The following is a 20,731-nucleotide window of genomic DNA, read 5'->3' on the forward strand; positions in this document are numbered from 1 at the left end:
AAGAAGCCGGTTGTCGTACACTTATGCGATGACCGGTTTTTGCCTAAGTATACCCTCAGGCTTATTTTGTTATGCTTAAATATCTAATCCGTGACGAGAGATGAGCAAAATTGGCTCAGACTGACGCCCATATTATTCTTGAACATTCGACCGAATGTATGCACATCGGAATAACCAACCGACGCGGCAATTTCACCAATGGACATATTGGTTTGGACAGCCAGCTCCTTGGCTCTCTCTATCCGGACGCGTGTTAAATATTCGAAGGGCGTCATCCCGAACGCCTTGCGAAACTTGACGATAATATAATTGCGGCTTAGACCGGACAGCTGCTCAAGCTCCTTGTGGCGGATCTCGCGGTCATAATGATTGGCGATATGGTTGCGGATCAGTACCATCTTCGTCTTGATTTTATGTTGCCCTTCTGTAGTCGTTTCACGCTCCTGCTTGCAGCGGGACAATTCGCCGAATAATTGCATGAGCAGGCCTTGGCATGACGTATGATGTGTTAATCCGGGCTGATGATAATGAGCGATCAGCTGCGAGAGCATCTTCTCAATCGTATGGCCTGCGTAGTTGCCGAGATAACGATCCTCGCCTATGAGCTCCGTTACGGGATAGGCGCTTTCCCCGAAATGAAACAGAATGGAGATACATATATATGGCTCACCTGGAAGAGTTCTTACTTCATGAAGCTGCATAGGCGAGTGGTAAATAAGATCCCCCTTGCGGGTGATGATCGTACGTCCCTCGATTTCATATTCAGCTATGCCGTCAACGACATATTGAAACTGATAGTTGTTCAGCATGCGCGGGAGAATCCCCCAGCTGCCTTGGGCGTGAAATAGATGCGCGAGTGTAATGTACGGCGGAAAATAATACTTCCCGGCTGCATGCTCGGGTAACGCATAGTAGTGAACCGGCGGTTTTTCCATGGACGATCTAGCCACCCTTATCCATAATGTGAACGCTGTCATAGTGTCATCTATTATGAAGTATCCGTGTGATATCGGCAACCGAATTGTTACTTTGAACTAAATACGGGGGCAGTGATATCTCTTATACTTACATGGAGAAGGATCATTCTCTTATAAGGGAGCGATATGAATTGACGAAGCTTAATCATGTCGAGCTTATTACAGCCGACGCGCGTCTACAGCCTTGTATAACAGATAGAGAAGCCCAGTTTTTTTTGGATAACGGGTTTCTGGTCATCCGCAACGTCCTCGTAGGCGAGGAGCTGGAGCTGATTCAGTCTGAGATGAGTATCTTGTATGACAAAGGGATGGCGGGCATGCCGGAGGATTCCGATTACAGGTATGGAAAAGGTGTGAAATCGGGCCAGAATACACTGCATCGTATCGAATACGTGATAGATAAGAGCGATCCGATGAAAATATTGCTCGGCCATCCGTATATTCTGCGTTCCGTGGAAAAGCTGCAGGGATCAAACTTTATTCCGACTTGGGATTCGATGGTATTGAAGGCGCCGAATGAAGGGATGATCGTCCCTTGGCATCGTGATGCTGCCGTCCCAGAAGGCTGCACAGATCCGCATCCGATCTTTAACGTTGATTTCTACTTAGATGAAGCCGATTTACAAACCTGCCTCTGGGTCATACCGCGCAGTCATCTGTGGTCTCAGGAGGAAGCCAACGAGCGCTGCAGACGCCCGGGGTTCGAGACGGAGGATGCGATACCGGTTCCAATGCAGCCGGGTGATGTTATTCTACACAACATTGAAGTGCTGCACGGTTCTCCGGCAGGTGATGGCAATCCGCTACGCCGCACCGTGTATTACGAATTCCGTCCAGGTGCGATCGAAGCTGAATTCGGACCGCATACGTTGGAGTATCTGTCCTTGAAGCAGAACGTTCTGCTCGATTGCATCGAGCGTCGCAAGCAAGCGCCATATGCGCAAGCAGAAGAACCGTTCGCCTATGAACCGACCGGAAGCTTCGCAATCCGTGAGCCGAAGCAGCCCCAGCACTACCGGTATACACATGAGACATACTGGCGGCGTTAAGTAATGAGAGTATCAAATAAGGGCTTTCCCCTGATTGTTATGACTGGGGGATAGCCCTTATTTATTCATTCGGGGTGGTTAGCGGACAGGCATCCAATTTCCTATTGAGGATTGCAGCATATAGTGAAAGGAGAGGATCTTACCTTAGGAGGAGAGCGGCATGAGGATCAGAAGAATCAGATCGGTCAGCGGCCGGAAGAAGACTGTGATCGTTCTGCAGCGGGAGGACATCATACGAGGTCTTAGAACCATATCCAAACGCACCCTACCGTTGTATGGCCGGATCGTGCGCGACCGTAATTATGCGACGCAGCTTGTCCAGGCTGTTAAAGCACTGAATTTTAGCCGGGTCGAAACGATCATTCGGCTGGAGGTTCCCGGCGCAATGGTGGGTGTCGGAGCCGGCTTCGATGCCTGTTTGGATTTTGGCAATGGCTCCAGTGAGTTTTGCGTGGGGATCTTCCGTCCAGGAGAGAAGATCTGCACCGCACAAATCCGCTCCGTCTCCCGTATTATGCTGCCGCTTCTCCGTAAGATGGCGAATAACCGCCAGTTCACGGCTCGCGTCACCGATCTCGTCATCAAGCGGCAATCCAACGCGCTGCTCCGCCTCATCAGAACGGTCGTTAATCCGGCGCTCGTCGTATCGGTGCCGATCGATGATTTCGGTTTCGCTTGTGTCGTTAAGCTGCCCAGCGGTGCAAGATATAACTTTGTCGTGACGATCCTACAGTAATGACAAGCCGCGGGCAGGGAAACGTTGTGCCCATTTTTGTTAGAAGCCGCACCACTGCAAATGCCCTTTCATACTATAATTTGACTGTATCCCTTAACCTTGTTAAACCATAAAAACCCGAGCAAGGAGGGGTGACAAATCTTGAAGGGTAGCGACCAGAAGAGCAAGTTTTTATTGACCCATCGTGAGCGCGAGGTATTCGAGCTGCTGGTACAGGATAAGACAACTAGGGATATCGCACAACAACTGTTCATCAGTGAAAAGACCGTCCGCAACCATATTTCGAACGTGATGCAGAAACTTAATGTCAAGGGTCGTTCGCAAGCAGTTGTCGAGCTGATCAAGCTTGGGGAATTAAAGATCTAATGTTGATGTGACATCTGCGCAGGCACCTTCATTACCGCCGTTTCATCGGCGCAAGCCTTCTTTTTCCGCACTTGGAGAGGTGTGGGAGAGGAGGCTTTTTGACATGACTCAGACTATGAAATAAGAGAAGCCCGCAATTGTGCGGGCTTAAGCATGGTTTGTTTTCAACAACAGTGGATTATCTTCCTCCAAGCTGCTGCTCCGCGATTTGAATGAGGCGCCGTGTAATGTTGCCGCCGATTAGTCCCATCTCACGCGTTTGCATGTTACCGTAGTAACCATCTGCAGGCAGTGGAATGCCTAGCTGCTGTGCAACCTCGAACTTCAATTGATCCAATGCCATACGCGCCTGTGGAACGACAAGCTGATTATTTCTAGCCACCTGAGCTCACCTCCTGATATTGGAAATATTATGTGGAACATTCAGGAGGTCTATGCATCACTTACCGGAATTCATGAACGATTCGAAGTGATACAATGGACGAAAGAGCAGTATGGATACGGAGGATACGCCCATGTTTATTACACCGATGCTCCTCGAAGAACGAGAGGAGCCCTTTGACGATGATCGTTACATATTCGAACCGAAAATAGACGGGCATCGTATGATATTGTCGCTGATAGACGGCAAGGTTCAGATGTATACGAGGCATCATAACAACTGTACCCGGCAGTATCCGGAGCTGTTTAATGTACCGGTCAAGCCTGACTGCGATGTTGTGCTGGACGGTGAGGTTGGGTATATGAATCCGGAAACAGGCAGGTTTGAGTTCGAGCATCTCATGGAGCGCTTCAAGCAGAGCAAGGAACCGAAGATACGTGAAGGGCGGCTGCGCTTGCCCGTGAGATATTTCGTCTTTGACGTGCTGTTTGCGGGAGGGGAAGATGTGCGCAGCTGGCCTCTCGTCGAACGGAAGGCTCTGCTCGAGGAGATACTAACGGAGAACGAGTTTTATAAGAAGGTCATGCGAATCAATCGGGATGGCTCTGCTCTATTCGATGTGATTAAGTCCCTGTCTCTGGAAGGGATCGTAGCCAAGCGGAAGGACAGCCGCTATGTTAGCGGACCAAGCGATGGATGGCTGAAGGTGATGAACTATCAATACGAGAATGTGCCTATTATCGGCTATCGAAAAAAACATTTTGCGCTGCTCGCGCAAATCAATGACGGGACTCCCGGTAGAATTGAGCTATCGCTTCCCGCCGTGCTCCGCAGAGAGTTCCATAGGGCAGCCAATGAGATTCAAACAGGCGAAGACCGTCACTTCGTGTATATCCAGCCCCAAATCCAGGCCCGTCTGCGTTATCGAAACCGGAATCATAACGGCATGCTTCGTTTGCCGGAATTTGTCGATTTTGTCGTATAGCTCAGCTTACTGCAGATCGTGATCGTGTCGGCAGATAGAGTGAGGGCATCCTATACGCAGGCAACAGCCGAACCTTGGAGGCCCGGCTGTCATTGTTCAATTATGCAATTACGATCGAACCGCTTGATAACAGCTTCATGACTTCTTCAAAGTGCTTGCCGGAAAACGTGCAGTTTTTGGATCGAGTATTAGTGGGCCATTCAAAATAAGCCTTCTTGGTCGACGTATCCAGACAAACGATTTTGTCGATATTAACGGCGTTATTTCGATCGACCAGCTTGAATGAATATCCACTATTGTTGAGTGATTCGATGAAATACTTTAACGTGCTCATGGTGTAGTATTTGTTGTTCGCGGTATGAATAATGATTCGGTTAATGATGTTGTCGTACTCGAAAAAGATGATATCATGAATGTCTACAAGTTCAAAACCCAGTTTTCCGTCGATATCGAGTGTGACAGACAATTGCTTACATTGCTGCATCCCTGACCAACCCCTGAGCTTTATTACTTGAGCAGTTCTTCTGGTGTTTCTGGCTGATGAATGTAGCCCCAGCTCGCAGTATTAACAACCAAAACCGCAGCCGCTGCAAGCACGGTTGCAATTATGCTATAGACCCGCTTCACCATATTTCTCACCTCCTAATCCGAATTAACGTCAATGCTTGTACCAGAAAAGTTGAAGCCAAGACAGAACTACCCACAAGAAAACTAATCGCAATCATAGCTAGAGATATAAGTTTAAGGATTGGAAAATATTTCTTAGGAATCCGGGTCTGGGCTTCAATTCGGGATGGAGCGAAGAACAGCGCTATTATAAACGCTATTGCATTGAATATGAATGTGGCGGTACCGTTGAAATCTGCAAAGGAAAGCAGCGTGATTCCGGCTGTGGAAACGACAATGCACATCATGCCAGAATGCAAATGATAGCCGCCCGAAACCTGGCGAAGTGCGGCGAATGCGACCAGCGCGATGGTCGCATTCGCTATTTGGCCGGTCAAAAGAGATATCCCTAAAGATAAACTGATTATAAATATAATGTTCAGAATGAAAGAGATCGAGTACTGTAATACAGCGACGCTTGCCTGATGTTCAGGCACCTTCGACTTAATCCCGGCAGCGATCTTATGGGACAGTACATTAATCAATCTATCGACGCTTCCTTTCGTATGGAGTAAAACAGGAATACGAATAAGGACAGTAGAAAGCCAAATAAATTCGCGTACACATCTTGAAAATACATCATCAAAAGTAAAGCGATAATAAACCCAATGATCAAGACAATGACAAGCAGTTGTTCGCCTTTAAACCGGAGTCTTTCAAAATCAAAGGTGAACCCAAATCCTCTTCGATATAAAGTCCAGCCGATTAACGTCCCGAAGAAACCGGTTAAAAACTGTACGAGATAACCTTTGAGCGGATCTTCCTGTATCTCCGATAGGCTAAAGGAAAATGATATGATAAATGTCTGGAGCGCCATGTATACGATATAACCAACGACTGTCATAAACATGGACTGCAAAATCGGAATGCGAACAATTATTTTTAGAAACAAAATCGTTATCAGGATATTAATGATCGGAGCAATATACGAGATGGAAGAAAGGTCTTCTCGGGTCAAGTAATTCTGCAAATTGATCAATTCAATAATAATTAACGAATGCCAGACAAATCGTTTGAAGTTATACCGGAATATGTAAAGAGCCAGAGCGTAAACAGCTATCCCCTCTAACGTTGAGAACAGCATAAACCATATAAAGTCCATAACCCACCATCCTGCTTGTCCACAATGAGTGATGATGCGAGTTATATTTTCTCGCGCCGCCATTCATCTATTTTTGCTTTGTATTCTATGATTTCACGTTCGAGCCATAACGGCCTGCTGCCGACATATAGAGCGGGTTCAGGGAAATACTTCGTCTTTTGTTTGTGATGCATATTCCGGACATCGATTCCCAGCACTTCTGCTACATTAGCGCTACCCAGAAGCTGGGGCAGCTTCTTGCCCTCTAGCTCCTTATTAAGCTCTTCAACCTTATGAACCAGTTCGAGTATGCGGACCCCAACGTCTCCCCCCAATTCTTCGGCTAATATGGAGTATTCCTTTAATGATAAGCCCAAACGTTCAATCACCTGCCTTGTACTTACTGTATAAAATATACGATTTTGTCATATATTCCGCAAGACATTTTCATACAATTGTGTAAATAGCAAAAGACCCATAGAATGGGCCTTTCTGCACAAGGTCTAACCTTAATAGATCGGTTAGTATGATGTAGAGGCTGAGTCTGATCTAAGATTCAATTAGCAGCCTTTACCGTAGCCACTGAAGCCCATGCAGCTACAAGCGACAATCACCAACAAAATGAAAAGTACCAGGATTGATCCTGTGTTTGTGAATGCTCCTCCAACGTAACCGGACATTTTTCAATGCACCTCCTTACGGGTTGAGTACCCTGTAGGTTATGCATGGTATCTATCATGTGCTTGGGTGTTTGTAACCAAGCATAGATATTTTGACGATATCATTCGCCTTGAAATGAGGGACATCTGCCGCATTGGACAAAAAAAAGCGGCCCGCATCGCTGCGGGCCCAAGTCGATCTATATTAATAGGGGGGTCGTATCTTCTGTTTACCCGGCGCCCAATTCTTTGAAACAGGACTGGGACAAACTAATCACGGTCGGTATTCAATGTCGAATCATAGATCGCCGGATTTCGTTTGCCGCCTTCTTGCTGAGCGTATGCAATCAACACGATATTGTCACCTGTAGCGCTGGATAGGTCGCTTTCAAGCTGCTGCAGCCGTGCAACGGCATCCGATGGTAGTGCAGCTGTTTTGTATTCCATAGAATCACCTCCAATTGAGCCTGGATAAATGGCGCGCTACTTGTCATCATCCTCGTCGCCTAGTAGCGACTTCTGTATATTATTCATGGTTTCTTCAACGACAGAGTCAAAGTTGTCTGTTGCTGAAATATCCTTACGGTCAGGCTGGATGGATAACCCCGCAACCTGATCGGCCGTTTGTTCACGCAAATTGTTTTTATCGCTCATTATTGAAACCTGCATCCTTCCCGAAAGCTGCAATTGACTACCTTCGAGTAAGGTTTCCATATGGACCTGTTTTTATGTATGATTCCCTGAAAATGCTAGGGATAAACCTCCTATAGGCCTGTGAAAAAGGTCGTAATTTCTGGCTATCCCCTAACGTCTTAATCATGTACAATAAGGAAAGAGCCACTGACGATACGGAGGAAATAATGAGTAAATCTTTGATATTCGGTTTATTGTGGGCTTTGCTTGGGAATCCATTTCTGGCAATGATTGTACTGCTCGTTATTCTATATGTCATTGACCGGCGCTTTGTCGGCCTTACGCCAAGCTTCATTAAACCGCTGCGGCGAAGAACGGCTATACGGCGTTTGCGTCAGCAGGTATTGATGAATCCGAGTGATGTGCCGGGTAAGCATGAGCTGGCGAGATTGCTGATCGAGCGGAAACGCTACTCGGAAGCGAAGGCGATCCTCATGCCGCTGCAGGATGCCCTCGAGAACTCGGCAGAGTTTTGGGACGATCTCGGAGCTTGTCTGGTTCCTCTCTCTGAGCCGGAGGTCGCGGAAGCAGCAATCCGTAATGCCTTGTCGATTAACCCTAGAGTCAAATACGGCGCTCCATATTTGAGACTGGCGTCCCTATATGCGAAGACGGATCCTCAGAAGGCGATCGAACAGCTTGAAGCGTTTCGTTCCATCCAAACCTCATCCTGCGAAGCGTACTATAAGCTGGCGCAGATTTATAAACAGCTCGGCCGGCTTGAGGATGAGAAGCGCGCTCTCGCCGAGTGCGGCGCGGTTTATCGGATGCTGCCCAAGTATAAGAAACGGCAAGAACGCAAATGGGCACTCCTTGCCCGAATCCGCCGGGTATGGCCTTCTTAACCGGAAGCAAATCGTTCATTTAGGAAGCCCATCACAACTTCATGGGAATAGAATCAGTCGCGTACTAACAACGGACAAACAGGAGAGTCTCATGATAATGCGTCGTAACGTCTGGCTGCTGGCTATTGTGTTAATCGCCGTTCTGCTTGGCGTTAATAACACCATCTATTATTTCACAACGAAGAGGTCATTGGAGGACAGCCTCCAACATGAATTGCAAACGATTGCAAAACAGATAGAAATTTCCATCGAGCTTTCCAGACAAGGTTCCGAGAAATTTCAAGAGCAAATCGGACGAGAGCTTCGGGCAGTCTCTATAGCTGCTCAGTATGCACTCGATCCCGACGTGGAGAAGGTCACCAAGGAGCAATTAATCGAGCTAAGCAAGAAGCTGGATGTGCTTCATATTACGCTGCTTAAACGGACGAGCGATAATATAGAGCTGTACAAATCGTCCGATCCGAAGCAGATCGGCTTCAAAACGAGTACGTGGAATCCTTGGTACGCGGCGTTCAACGAGCTGTTCGACACGCGAAACGTCTCGATTGATTGGGGCCAGCGGCTGAATCATTTTTGGACGGGCCCCTTCGAGTTTGCGCAAACCGAAACGAGCCAAATTCGGAAGTGGGGCTACTATTTCGACGGGTCGACGAATTACATTATCGACCCCTATATCAGCTATGAAGACAGGCAGCAGGACTATGACGAAGAGACAGGCGTGAACACGATCATTGCCAAGACGCTTCATGAGAACGGCACGCTGCTGGAGATCGCGGGTATTAACCCAAGCACGTTCCCCCTGGGAGAACAGACGACGGTCACGCAGAAGGGCGATACGCTGTTTCACATGACGCAGCAGCCGATTATTTACGGTTCCTATCTATTCAAGTATGACCAAGATCAGCGGTTAGTCAAAGAAGCCAATGAGTCAAATGAATCCATAACCGTTAACACAACCATTAACGATAAGCACGTGCTCAAGCTATTCATCCCCGTGTCTGTCGACAAATCAACGAGCATGCTGGATGAGAACGGCGAGCCGATCAATCGGTATGTCCTGACGTTAGTTGCGGACTATCAGACGATTCAGAACACACTCGACAAGCAATTTCACAACATCGCCCTTATTATGTTAACGGCCACCCTGCTGAGCTTGATTGTGGCTTATTTAACGGCCTCCTCGTACCGTAAATCGCAGGATAAGCTGGTGCGGCGGACGCAAGAAACCTATGTCGATGAAATCAACGGATTGTTCCGGGCCATTCGGGAGCAGCGCCACGATTTTCTGAACCATGTGCAGACGATCCATGCATTGGCGGAATTAAACAAAACGGAGGAATTGAAGGCTTACACCTGTGAGCTTACCGGTGAAATCCGACAATTGAACGACATCATTAATATTGGCAACCCGGCGATTGCCGCTCTGATCCGCTCGAAGATATCCCAGGCCGAATCGCTCAAAATTAAGCTGGAAACATCTTTTACGGACATGAATCATCTGGGGCTCGGGATTAAATCGCTGGATTTGACCCGCGTGCTGGGCAATCTCATTGACAATGCTTTTGACGAAGTGATGCAGTACCCGGAAGAGCGGCGATTGATATCGATCAAAGGGAAGCAACAGAGCGGATACATGGAGTTCGCGGTGAGCAACACATGCGACAATATCGAGAAACTGAGCGGCAAGCCTATATTCGAAAGTGGGTACAGCACGAAAGGAGCCACCCACTCAGGACTCGGACTAGCCATTGTAAAGACGATCGTCGACCGCTATAAGGGCTCCGTGCAAATTGTTCTGAATGAACCGAACATGGTAACCTTCATTGTCCGCATCTTGGATTAAAGCGGTGGTAATTTTGTCGTTATCCCGCAATCGATCTATGCGATAGGAACTTCAATTATGTATACTGAACGTAAGCAATTATTTTGTGATGACCGAAGGGGGACCAAGCAATGCCAGACATGTTAGTCAAATTATACGAGCTTCCGGAAGATGAGTCGGCTGCGAAATACGCTGAGCGTACGGGTGTCATGGTACGGAGGGCAATCGGGCCGGAGCTTCGGACCATTGGGAAATGGGTTGAAGCACATTTTGGTCAAGGGTGGCGCAGCGAATGTGAGGTCGCTATTTCGCGTCAGCCTGTTTCTTGCTTTATTGCAGTGAAGGACGGCCAGCTGCTCGGGTTTGCTTGTTATGATGCGACATGCAAAGGCTTCTTCGGTCCGACGGGTGTAGATGAACAAGCACGCGGACTAGGCATCGGCAAACGTCTTTTTCTGGAGACGCTGCGGGCTATGCGTGAGGACGGTTATGGATACGCCGTTATCGGTGGTGCGGGACCAACCGAATTTTATGCGAAGACCGCTGGTGCGACGGTTATTGAAGGCTCGGTACCAGGGATCTATGCGGGGATGCTTAAGGTTAACGAATAATGATATGCTCTTTGCTTGTGGACGGTTCGTCCGAGCAGAGAGCTTTTTTTTTTGTTATAATGAAAAGAATGCTTATACGCGTGAATGGGGGGACGGAGATGGACACTTATTTTCGGTTGGATGATGGTCTTCGGAAAGCCATGGAACGACAGCTTCTTGAAACGATCCCCTTGCATTTGCTAGAACGCGGGTGGGACTATTACCGCCGCGAAAAAGTGCTCTCCGTTCAAGTGATGGACGGAACATCGATCTATGGTACGGTGCGCGATACTGAAATATATGCCGTAACGATCGATGCGGATGAATTTGGATTCAGTACGTGTACCTGTTCGAGCAGCGGCCACTGCATGCATATGGCTGCCGTGTACTATGCTTACTGCCATTATGCGGGAGAAAGCGCGGACGAAGTGCATAATCGTTTATTATATGGGGGAGATCTTGTCACCGCAGAGAAGAAGCCTGCATCTGGCGGGAACCTCCCCGGAGACGCGCCGCTTGAAGAGAAGCCGGATTGTTGGTTTTCGGAGATGGACCGGCAGCATGGGGACGTCTGGCGGCAGTGCCGGCATTCGCTTCATCCCCTGCAGGCGGTATTATCCGCGATAAAAGGAACATCCAGAGACTGGGATGGCGCCGTGAAGCGGCTGCATTGGATGCATGCCGTATTGTTTATCGTAGACCAGGCGGAGAAGGCCTATTCCGCAACAGATAGCTACAGCCGTTATTATTATGAGATGGCATTCGCTCGGATGACCGAGCCGTGGGTTACGCATTATCAAGAGATGGCTGCCGAGCTGGAACCAGGCAAGATGTCAGAGCGCGAGAATGCTGCCGTTGACAGCCTCATTGCTTTTTTCCATGCGAGGGATATGGATCGCGAGCAGCAGCTTCATCGCTGGGAACTGCTTTATTTCAGCCTATGGACGAAGCTTGTAACCGAACCGAACCGTCGCCTGTCCGAGGAAAACTGGCTGAGGGAGGCGAAGGAAGCCGGCAATTCGACCTTCTTTTATCCGATGGCGCTTGCCTTCCTGGCTTTCATCGATCTCCGGGATGAGGAAGCGGTAGCGCTGCTCAAGGATACCGCATTTAACCGGACGTCGCTGCTTGCTTGCGATTGTGCGATGCAGCGCTTGGGAGAGGGCGATTGGAAGAGGCTTGGGAGCTGGATGGACTTTATTAACGGAGGGCTGCAGATTGAGCGGAAATCACGTTCCTTCGGCCCTTTCCTGTCCATGTGCCGGTTAGCTGACGAACGGCAGCCAGACAATCCGCAATGGCAGCGTTATTTGATTTCTTACTTGCCGCAATCGTACTCGGCCTTGACCGAGCATTGGTTGGGACGCCAGCAGTATGATCAGTGGGCGGATTTGCAGATGCTGATCGGCATTGATCCGACCGAGCTCGATGTCCAGGTTCTGCGCGAGTTGTCCAAGAGCGCTCCGCATGTACTCATGCCCCTGTATCATCAAGCGATCGATGCTGCCATCCGCAGCCGTAACCGGCAAGGCTACAAAACTGCCGTGAAGCTGATGAAGAAGCTCGAACGGTTGTACAAGGCGGAGGAACAGCAGGAGCGGTGGAGTCGTTATATCGATGGAATTGTGAGCAAGCATCAACGGCTGCGAGCGCTTCAGGAAGAGCTGTGGAGGGGAAAAATCATCACATGAGAGGCTACACGGGCGCGGAAATCATACATGTGGACGGCTATTGGAAAGACGGCGAAGGGATTGTTCTGACGGTGAGGCATGCTGCAGGATTGACGCAGCGTCTGAGAGCCTTGCTGTTCGCTTGGCATGCACCTTCTTGGTACGGCTCCGAAATTGAGGAGCGCGAGAGCGAGCGGGGGAAAGACATCGAGATGATTCTTCCACCGCTGCTTGCTCTCGATTACTTGGCATCCCCTGAGCCGGTCAGATTGCTCCACGTCGACTGGGGCGGACGGCTGCTTAAGCTGATGGAATTCGCCAAGCTGATCCGAAGGGCGCTATTGAACGGCTGGTATATGCCGGATTGGTCCCGATGGTCGGAGGAAGCCCGTGCTTGGAAGCTTGAGCTGCCTGTTACGGACATCGAATTGATTGCTCACTATGAGAAGCTGCTCGCATCCTTAGACGAGACAGACCGGGGAGCTAGACGCTGGCTGAGCCAAGTCGTGGAGTCTCTGATCGACAACAATCCTCAAGTTGCTGCCGTATGGAAGGAAACAGCGTCCTTAGCAGGGGCAGCTTCACTATATATGAAAGCCGCGGATGAGGACGATTGGCTCGTAGCAATCGGCTTGAAGCAGGATGATGTGCCTTTCCGAATGGCTCTCCAGCTCATCGAGCCGGATGACCGAGCAGGGTGGCGTCTTCGCCCGGCCGTTCAAGACCGGTCGGAAGGCGGCAGATGGATTACGTTGGAGCAAACTTCCGGGAAAGCCAACGTGAAATCAGGGGGGGATGGAACCTCGCTGAGATGGAGCTTACCGGCCGATACGCCGGAGACATGGGTTCCTTTCTTCGCAGAACGGATGCTGAAGGAAGAGGCCAAATGGATTTCCGCGCTGCCGGACTGGGTCGAGCACAGCGAGAGCGCGGGTGAGCCAGAAGCAGGTCCGTCAGGGGAAGCTGCCGAATCTTCTCAGCAGCTGCCTGTATTTCGAACGGAGCTGACTGATGGCCAGGCGTACTCCTTCCTCGAGGAAGCGGGGCCGCGTCTATTAGAAGCCGGATGTACGGTTCTGCTGCCCGGTTGGTGGGAGACGGTTCGAAGCCGCAAGCTGCGGCTGAGGGCGAAGGTGAAATCCTCGGTGGGCTCTACCGAGCAGCCTACGTTCGGATTACAGCAAATCGTCGACTTCGATTGGAAGCTGGCCGTAGGCAACATCGATTTGAGCGAAGCGGAATTTATGAAGCTCGCGGAAGATAATCGCCGATTGCTGCAGATCGGCGGCGAGTGGGTGCATCTGGATCCGGACGATGTGGATCGGATACGCCGATGGTTGAAGAAGAGCGGGAATAAGCATGGGTTTACGATGCGGGATGTTCTGGAGATGCACCTTCGAGGAACGGCAGAGCTTGAAGAGGAGCGGGAAGACCGTGAAGCTCTCGAAGCCGAAGTGGAGCTTAATGAGCATTTGACCGCTTGGTTGAATAAGCTTAATGAGACCTCGGAGCTGCCGCTCGTCGATAAGCCGGCTGCGTTCCACGGAGAGCTGCGGCCGTATCAGCTGCAGGGCGTTTCCTGGCTTGCTTTCCTGCGGCGGTTCGGACTTGGCGGCTGCTTGGCGGATGATATGGGTCTTGGTAAGACCATTCAGTTCACCGCATATTTGCAGCATGTTATCGAGCAAGGCGGCGGGCTGGGTCCGTCCCTGCTGATATGCCCGACATCGGTTATCGGCAATTGGGAGAAGGAGCTCGAGCGGTTTGCCCCGTCGCTGCGTGTTCATGTGCATTACGGACCGCGCCGCTTGAATGGATTCGCGTTCGCCGAGGCGGCTGCGGAAGCCGACTTGGTCATAACCTCATATGCGCTCGCACCGCTTGACGAAGAAGCGCTGGGGTCTGTGAATTGGGATGTCGTCTGCTTGGACGAAGCACAGAACATCAAGAACTACTATACGAAGCAATCTGCGGCGATCCGGAGATTGAATGCTTATCATCGGATCGCATTAACCGGCACGCCGATGGAGAACCGGTTAACAGAGCTGTGGTCGATCTATGATTTTATTAACCCAGGCTATCTGGGAAGCTTGAACGAATTTCGCCAAGCGGTCGTTCAGCCGATTGAGCGCGAGCGCGACGAAGCGCTCATTGCGGAGCTGCAGCGGTGGGTGAAGCCGTTCATGCTGCGCAGGGTGAAGAAGGATCCTACAATTCAGCTTTCGCTGCCGGAGAAGAACGAGATGCATACCTACCTGTCGCTTACGGTTGAGCAGGGCACGTTGTACGAGAATATCGTGTCCGATTTGCTTGGCCAGCTGGAGCAAGCCGGAGCTATGCAGCGCCGGGGTCTTATTTTATCGACGTTGACACGGCTGAAGCAGGTGTGCGATCACCCCACGCTATTGCTTAAAGAAGATGCATCGGTTGCACCTGCGTGGGACCCGGACCGTTCGAACAAGGTGGTTCGCTTGCTTGAGATGGTAGAGGAAATTGCGGCGGAGGGCGAGCGCTGCCTCATCTTTACGCAATATGTAGATATGGGTGAAGCGCTCAAGCGGCTGCTAGAAGAGCGGATTGAAATTCCCGTGCCTTATTTGCATGGCGGTGTGCCCAAGCAGAAGCGCGACGTGATGATCGAGAACTTTCAGAACGAAGCGGTGCCTGGCTGTGCATTCGTTCTCTCGCTTAAAGCTGGCGGTACCGGGCTTAATCTCACAGCGGCGAATCATGTGATTCATTTTGACCGATGGTGGAATCCTGCGGTGGAGAACCAAGCGACAGACCGTGCGTTCCGAATCGGGCAAACCCGCAATGTCCAGGTGCATAAATACGTTACGCTAGGTACCCTGGAGGAACGGATCAATGACATGATTACGCGCAAGCAGATGCTAAACGAACAGGTCGTTGGTCAATCGGAGAACTGGATCACAGAGCTGTCCACAGAGGACCTGCGGGAACTGTTCACATTGCGCAAACAAAGGCTGAAGGGCTAATAACACCGGAATTCGAACGGGGGAGAATGATTCATGGAGAATCGTGGTCGGTTGGGGGAACGGTTGGACGTCTCTTCTCCCAAGGAAACGGATACCGCAGCTGAGGAAGGCTCCTCAGTTGAGAAGAATGAACAGCCGATCGGTCCTGCGGATGCAGCAGCGCACTGGCAGGCATTCTATCGTTCCATTCGCGATGCCGTCAATGGATTGCGTAAGTAACAATGGTCGGGGCTGCCCGAGCTGCCTTAGGCGCTCGGGCAGCCCCTTTTTAATGGAACGCAATGATGTTAGAAAAGTAGACCATCCCAAAAGCAGTCCGCCCGGGATGGTCTTGCTGATGCTGATCACAGCTTAGCAGTTTTTTCCTTTTTTACGGCTGTTTGGATTCATCGGCTTCGTGCCGGACTCGTCGGCAAGCTTATCTCCGAATTGATCGAGCCGATCGGGACTTGCCGCAGGTCCATCATTGTCTGGCTTGCTGTTTCTTCCTGCCATCGTTATCACCTCCGCCGTTCATAACATGAACGGCGGAGGTGATTTTCATACGCGATTGGAAGAGAAGGGCTCAAGAGCAGCTATACGATACGTAACCAAGTAAACTTAAAGTGCGTACTTAACAGACCGGTCGATATCATCTATTCTATAAGGGTGTATTCTGGCAGTAGAATATTGATGAGAAGGAGCGGTGAATCATCATGGAATTTACGTATATGGGACGTTCGGGATTAAAGGTCAGCCGGTTGTGCCTCGGTACGATGAACTTTGGCGTGGATACGGACGAACAGGAGTCATTTCGGATTATGGACGCTGCGCTGGATGCCGGCATAAATTTTTTTGATACCGCTAACATCTATGGCTGGGGTGAGAATGCAGGCCGTACAGAGGAAATCGTAGGACGCTGGTTCGCCCAGGGAGGCGGTCGCCGAGAGCGTACAGTACTCGCTACAAAGTTCTATGGCGATATGCATGATCCGCTTGACGGACCGAACCGGGATGCAGGGCTGTCTGCTTATAAGTTAAGAAGACATCTCGAGGGATCGCTGCAGCGTCTGCAGACCGACCATATCGAGCTGTACCAAATGCATCATGTCGACCGCAATGTAGGCTGGGACGAGCTGTGGAACGGATTCCAGACGGCTGTAGCGCAAGGGAAGATCGGTTATGTCGGCTCAAGCAACTTTGCCGGCTGGGATCTTGCGGTCGCTCAAGGCGAAGCCAAGGCGCGGGGGATACAAGGACTGATCTCCGAGCAGCACAAGTATAATTTGATGTGCCGCCTGCCGGAGCTTGAAGTACTGCCCGCTGCCAAGAATCTCGGCATTGGCGTCATCCCTTGGAGTCCCTTGGATGGCGGACTGCTCGCAGGCAATGCAACCCGTGGCGGAGCAGGCAAACGCAGCGGCGATATGAAGCGTGTGGAGAAGCATCGGAGCCAGCTGGAAGCTTTCGGAGCGCTCTGCGATGAGCTCGGCGAACGCGAGGATACGGTTGCACTTGCATGGCTGCTCGCGAATCCGGCTGTCACGGCGCCAATTATCGGCGTCCGCACGCTGGAGCAGTTCGAGCGTTCTCTGCGGGCTGTCGAGCTGGAGCTGGATGAGTCTGCGATGAAACGATTGGATGAAATTTTTCCAGGGCCTGGCGGAGAAGCGCCTCGCGCCTACGCTTGGTAACCGAAGGTATACAGAAACACAGCAGCCTCCATGGTCCGGATTAACGGATATGGAGGCTGTTCTTATTTCGTTATTTGGTTGCCGGAACGGAAATATAATCAATGACGACATTGCCGCTGCTCACATCTTCTGTCGGGTCGAGACGGAATTGCGATATCGTTCCGCTCCACAACAGCTCATCCGACATATCGATGGTGTACACACGCTCGATGGTATCGCTTGGCGTAATGGCGAAATAACGGATCCGGTCCTCGCTCATGCCTTCGCCCGTACGCGTCCAGTAAATCTTTGCCATCCGCGCAGTCGAATTATTCTTCATCTTGATTTGAATGGTCTTATATTTGGAAGCATCCATACCGAGGCTTGAAGGCGAATAAATATATGGATCGATTCCAGTCACCGTGACCGTTAGTTTGCCCCCGGCTGCGCTTGTTGTCAAATCATGAGCTGACCCCCAGCCATCCAGGCTTCCGTTGACAGGATAATCCCAATGCTTGTAGACCGCATTGAGCAGCCGCACGTAATCAATCGAAAATGTGCCCGATCCGCTGCTGTTATCGGCAGGATCGACTCTCAATTGGGTAACCGTGTTTGCCCAGCTGGCGGTTCCGCTGAGATCAACGACATATTCCCGGTACCGGTCGTCATTGGCTGTTACAGTGAAGCTCACAGACTTAGCCGCGTCATATCCGGGGGAAGTGTTGGTCGTCCAGTATAGTTTGGCGATCGTCGCATTCGTATTATTCTTCATTCGGATCGTCACCTTGTTCTTCGATGCGGCAGCAGCGGAGATCGGGGCGGATTGGAGCTGAGGATCTGTGCCCGTCAGCGTGCCGTCCAATGTCGTTCCCGCAGCTGTTAAGCCGCTGATTTGATTCAATGGCGTCCATCCTTCAACATCGCCGGAAACATTGAATTCGCCATGCAGGTCCTTGAACACGGCCGAGCTTGCGGCTTCAATGCCATCAATCTGGAAGTTTCCTCCCCAGCTGCTCGTGGTGTTGGCTTTATACCAAACCTTGATGCGGTCGATGGAGGATTTGCCGCCCCACTGCGAAATGTTCATGCCAAGCACGTTCCAGCTATCCGGCGACATCTCGCCCTCGCCTTCAAGAATGCTCGTGCCGCTGTACAGCCGAACCTTGACCGTGTATTTCGTAGCGCTTGGAGCGCCGCCATACGAGTTGACGGCGAAAGTAAAGTATGGCGTCGACGATAAATTAAGCGGTGTCGCGAAGGCTTTCGTAGTCCCTTTCCAAGCGGAGGCACCTCCCTCGCCGGTGCTGGTGCTAAAGCTGGTTTCCAGCATACCTGCACCTTCATAAGGCGTGCCGGGCCCATTCGCCATGGATGTTACCCGGTTCGAGGAGATCCCGTAATCGGCAGCAATCCAGCCATCATTCGTGCTATTGAAGCTTGCGATGCTGACTTTGGTTCCGGATGAACTCAAGATGGGATCCAAGCTAACGACGGTTGGAGCGGGACTGACGTTTAATGCGGATGCATTCCAGCCAGGTATGACCGTACTCCAGTCCGAGAATCCGATAATGTTCTTCGCGAAACTGGTGACCTCTTCGGATTGTGCGGTATCGATCCGTTTCATCACATTCCATATTTGCTTCTTGGCAGAAGGGCTGGCTATGGAATCGGAGGCACGCTGCCATATCCCTAAATTAAGTCCGCCCTCCTGGCTATGGTCCGTATGCCGATGGAGGATGAAGGAATCGATGCCTGTATTGAAGAGCACCTTGTAATAAGCGTAAGCATAGGCGGCCGCCTGAACGCTCTGATCGGCAGCGCTCGCCGGATTCGATGTATGGAAGCCCTGTTCGGATAGAATAACGCGGCGCGGTGCACTGTTATAGAGGAAGTCCGTCTGATTCAAATAATCCGTAAGGATATTCAGGTTTTTGAATGTGATGCGCTGTGTGGTGAAGCTGTTGGTTGCCGTCGTGTCGTTCCATGTGCGCGGTTCGAATAAATTTTGTGGATAAGGATGGTAGGCGATGTGCCATGGGAAATTACCCAGCGCCTTCACCTCTGTATTAATGAGATCCGTTACCGATTTGCCGGGTTGAAAGCCATTTCCTGTTCCGCCTAAATTAACGGACCAGAAATGGTCCAACGAGACGTAGATTCTGGCGTTGCTGTATTTCTTCATTGCGGCGTTATAAACGATCCGCAGCGTCCGGATGTAATCCTTCACAAAATTAGCTAGCGTTTTATTTCCCATATTATACCAAACGTAATTGCTGTTCACTTCGTTCCCAACGATGAAATTAACGGCACGGCCATACTGCTGATCCGCGCGTGTATACCGCTCGATAATAAACTCCGTAGCAGCCTTGAAATACTTCAGATTGGCATTGGTGGTGTTGAACGCGCCTACGATACCGCTGCTTGTGTAGTCTGGATGCATAATAAGAGTAGAAGGAGAAGAGGTTGATCCGGGGTAAATCAGCAGGATGAGCGAGACAATCATGCCGTTGTCCGAGAGCGATTTGACCCGCGTGTCGAAGCCTTCGATTTTACTTTTATTGATGTAAAAGGTTTCTCCGTCCATGACATAGGGGATGGTATTCGTGCCAGGGGAATCCAGGAGAAGATCATTATACTCGAAATTTAGCGCGGCATGACCGAGCCCGAGCTCCTGCGCATCATCGAGCATTTGAACCTGAAGGCCTTTCTTCGTTGTGCTGGTAGGGAACGCATAGTTGTTGAGGGCTATGCCCGAGAAGGCTGTTGCGTGCTTGGCATCCGCGACGGTGTACACGGCACTTGTGGTTTTGAATGCAGCGGCGAATTTGGAGTATAACCGGTCTCGTGATCCATCAAATCGGTCTATAGAGGCCGTATAGTTGTAGCAGCTCTCTGAGCTGGGTGTTACGGAAGCGCTGGTGAGGGGAGTTTTCACGGAAACGACGGCGGTGGTTGCATCTTCATAGGGCTGCAGCTCGTAAATTTCAATGCTGCCCGAAGTGCTTGCTCTGGACCAGCCGGTTACGGTGATGACGGAGGTGCCAACGGTTACTCCGGTAATAGCTCCGGCACCCGCTGTTGTACAAGAGGTTAACGATGCGGTCATACTCGATACAGCACTTGCTCCAATTGGCATTACAGTCAGCAGCAGTACGGCTGAAACCACTGCTGCTACCCATCGAGGTACATGTCGTTTCATTCCCACAATCCTCCTCCTTTGATTAGGAAAGCGCTTACAATAGAATGGACATTTGTACAGCTGAGTTACTTGTACCGTGCTTTCGGCAGAAGACTAGTAGAGATGAATGTAAAGTATTAAGCCGTCAGCAAAATACTACAAACAAGACGAATGATGCGTTAGCGACCTAACTTCACCCCTTTCCTTTATTTAACAATTCTTGCCCTTTAAGTATAAGGTCGAACACATATTCTTGTAAATCCGAAATTATCGACAATTTTCGATTTTTGTATACATTGAGCCGACTGAAACAGCATACCTGTATTCACATGATTTTCTCCTGCTGGCTTTGTTTTTTTTCCTTGTCATCGATTCTCGTAGAAT

At 50.4% G+C, this 20,731-nt stretch carries 22 protein-coding genes; 11 read left to right on the plus strand and 11 right to left on the minus strand.

Annotation, left to right across the window (positions count from 1 at the left end):
* Positions 1 to 83 precede the first annotated feature (83 nt).
* A complete protein-coding gene (locus NNL21_RS13495; RefSeq protein WP_204819488.1) occupies positions 84 to 935 on the minus strand; it encodes a helix-turn-helix transcriptional regulator in 852 nt (283 codons plus the stop codon).
* Positions 936 to 1,108: 173 nt separating this feature from the next.
* Here NNL21_RS13495 and NNL21_RS13500 point away from each other — a divergent pair, with 173 nt between their 5' ends.
* The 3 genes from NNL21_RS13500 (at position 1,109) to NNL21_RS13510 (ending at position 3,128) form a co-directional block, all read left to right on the plus strand.
* Entirely contained in the window at positions 1,109 to 2,026 is a 918-nt protein-coding gene (locus tag NNL21_RS13500) for a phytanoyl-CoA dioxygenase family protein (protein WP_256555209.1), read from the plus strand.
* A gap of 160 nt (positions 2,027 to 2,186) precedes the next feature.
* Positions 2,187 to 2,762, plus strand: coding sequence for a hypothetical protein (locus NNL21_RS13505; protein ID WP_204819490.1), 576 nt, complete (start codon positions 2,187 to 2,189; stop codon positions 2,760 to 2,762).
* 141 nt (positions 2,763 to 2,903) lie between these two features.
* Positions 2,904 to 3,128, plus strand: a complete 225-nt coding sequence (locus tag NNL21_RS13510; RefSeq protein ID WP_204819491.1) for a helix-turn-helix domain-containing protein — start codon at positions 2,904 to 2,906, stop codon at positions 3,126 to 3,128.
* Between the two features lie 178 nt (positions 3,129 to 3,306).
* Here the strand turns inward: NNL21_RS13510 and NNL21_RS13515 are convergent, their stop codons facing one another.
* Positions 3,307 to 3,510, minus strand: a complete 204-nt coding sequence (locus NNL21_RS13515) for an alpha/beta-type small acid-soluble spore protein (RefSeq protein ID WP_256555210.1) — start codon at positions 3,508 to 3,510, stop codon at positions 3,307 to 3,309.
* Between the two features lie 133 nt (positions 3,511 to 3,643).
* On the opposite strand from NNL21_RS13515, the gene NNL21_RS13520 reads away from it, so the two are divergent.
* On the plus strand, positions 3,644 to 4,495 hold the full coding sequence (locus tag NNL21_RS13520; protein ID WP_204819492.1) for an ATP-dependent DNA ligase: 852 nt from the start codon (positions 3,644 to 3,646) through the stop codon (positions 4,493 to 4,495).
* Between the two features lie 100 nt (positions 4,496 to 4,595).
* Here NNL21_RS13520 and NNL21_RS13525 read toward each other — a convergent pair whose 3' ends face one another.
* The 7 genes from NNL21_RS13525 to NNL21_RS13555 form a co-directional block, all read right to left on the minus strand.
* On the minus strand, positions 4,596 to 4,979 hold the full coding sequence (locus NNL21_RS13525) for a LytTR family DNA-binding domain-containing protein (protein ID WP_204819493.1): 384 nt from the start codon (positions 4,977 to 4,979) through the stop codon (positions 4,596 to 4,598).
* Between the two features lie 23 nt (positions 4,980 to 5,002).
* The gene (locus tag NNL21_RS13530) at positions 5,003 to 5,125 is read right to left on the minus strand and encodes a cyclic lactone autoinducer peptide (protein ID WP_204819494.1); all 123 of its coding nucleotides are present in this window, start codon (positions 5,123 to 5,125) and stop codon (positions 5,003 to 5,005) included.
* A gap of 5 nt (positions 5,126 to 5,130) precedes the next feature.
* Positions 5,131 to 5,646 carry an accessory gene regulator ArgB-like protein gene (locus NNL21_RS13535; RefSeq protein WP_204819495.1) on the minus strand — a complete coding sequence of 172 codons (516 nt, stop codon included), beginning with the start codon at positions 5,644 to 5,646 and terminating at the stop codon, positions 5,131 to 5,133.
* A complete protein-coding gene (locus NNL21_RS13540) occupies positions 5,643 to 6,263 on the minus strand; it encodes a hypothetical protein (protein WP_204819496.1) in 621 nt (206 codons plus the stop codon). Before NNL21_RS13540 ends, NNL21_RS13535 begins: the two co-directional genes overlap by 4 nt.
* Before the next feature lie 41 nt (positions 6,264 to 6,304).
* Positions 6,305 to 6,619, minus strand: coding sequence for a hypothetical protein (locus NNL21_RS13545; RefSeq protein WP_204819497.1), 315 nt, complete (start codon positions 6,617 to 6,619; stop codon positions 6,305 to 6,307).
* Positions 6,620 to 7,171: 552 nt separating this feature from the next.
* Entirely contained in the window at positions 7,172 to 7,348 is a 177-nt protein-coding gene (locus tag NNL21_RS13550) for a hypothetical protein (RefSeq protein WP_204819499.1), read from the minus strand.
* A gap of 36 nt (positions 7,349 to 7,384) precedes the next feature.
* A complete protein-coding gene (locus tag NNL21_RS13555) occupies positions 7,385 to 7,555 on the minus strand; it encodes a hypothetical protein (protein WP_204819500.1) in 171 nt (56 codons plus the stop codon).
* A gap of 206 nt (positions 7,556 to 7,761) precedes the next feature.
* Here NNL21_RS13555 and NNL21_RS13560 point away from each other — a divergent pair, with 206 nt between their 5' ends.
* From NNL21_RS13560 to NNL21_RS13585, 6 genes are all read left to right on the plus strand, one after another.
* Positions 7,762 to 8,439 carry a tetratricopeptide repeat protein gene (locus tag NNL21_RS13560; protein ID WP_204819501.1) on the plus strand — a complete coding sequence of 226 codons (678 nt, stop codon included), beginning with the start codon at positions 7,762 to 7,764 and terminating at the stop codon, positions 8,437 to 8,439.
* Between the two features lie 91 nt (positions 8,440 to 8,530).
* Entirely contained in the window at positions 8,531 to 10,282 is a 1,752-nt protein-coding gene (locus NNL21_RS13565) for a sensor histidine kinase (RefSeq protein ID WP_256555211.1), read from the plus strand.
* Positions 10,283 to 10,392: 110 nt separating this feature from the next.
* Positions 10,393 to 10,872, plus strand: coding sequence for a GNAT family N-acetyltransferase (locus tag NNL21_RS13570; RefSeq protein ID WP_204819502.1), 480 nt, complete (start codon positions 10,393 to 10,395; stop codon positions 10,870 to 10,872).
* Between the two features lie 98 nt (positions 10,873 to 10,970).
* Positions 10,971 to 12,542, plus strand: coding sequence for an SWIM zinc finger family protein (locus NNL21_RS13575; protein WP_204819503.1), 1,572 nt, complete (start codon positions 10,971 to 10,973; stop codon positions 12,540 to 12,542).
* Positions 12,539 to 15,517 (plus strand): DEAD/DEAH box helicase, encoded by a 2,979-nt coding sequence (locus NNL21_RS13580; protein ID WP_204819504.1) that lies wholly within the window; start codon positions 12,539 to 12,541, stop codon positions 15,515 to 15,517. The genes NNL21_RS13575 and NNL21_RS13580 overlap by 4 nt, the downstream gene beginning before the upstream one ends.
* Positions 15,518 to 15,550: 33 nt before the next feature.
* A complete protein-coding gene (locus NNL21_RS13585) occupies positions 15,551 to 15,736 on the plus strand; it encodes a hypothetical protein (protein ID WP_204819505.1) in 186 nt (61 codons plus the stop codon).
* 132 nt (positions 15,737 to 15,868) lie between these two features.
* On the opposite strand, the gene NNL21_RS13590 is transcribed toward NNL21_RS13585, so the two are convergent.
* Positions 15,869 to 16,012, minus strand: coding sequence for a hypothetical protein (locus tag NNL21_RS13590; protein ID WP_204819506.1), 144 nt, complete (start codon positions 16,010 to 16,012; stop codon positions 15,869 to 15,871).
* 200 nt (positions 16,013 to 16,212) lie between these two features.
* Here NNL21_RS13590 and NNL21_RS13595 point away from each other — a divergent pair, with 200 nt between their 5' ends.
* Positions 16,213 to 17,190: an aldo/keto reductase gene (locus NNL21_RS13595; protein ID WP_204819507.1), complete on the plus strand. Its 978-nt coding sequence runs from the start codon at positions 16,213 to 16,215 to the stop codon at positions 17,188 to 17,190.
* Positions 17,191 to 17,260: 70 nt separating this feature from the next.
* Here the strand turns inward: NNL21_RS13595 and NNL21_RS13600 are convergent, their stop codons facing one another.
* Positions 17,261 to 20,368 carry a DUF5722 domain-containing protein gene (locus NNL21_RS13600; protein ID WP_204819508.1) on the minus strand — a complete coding sequence of 1,036 codons (3,108 nt, stop codon included), beginning with the start codon at positions 20,366 to 20,368 and terminating at the stop codon, positions 17,261 to 17,263.
* Positions 20,369 to 20,731: the final 363 nt, after the last annotated feature.

This window comes from Paenibacillus mendelii (genome assembly GCF_024498075.1).
Taxonomy (GTDB): Bacteria; Bacillota; Bacilli; order Paenibacillales; family Paenibacillaceae; genus Paenibacillus_Z; species Paenibacillus_Z mendelii.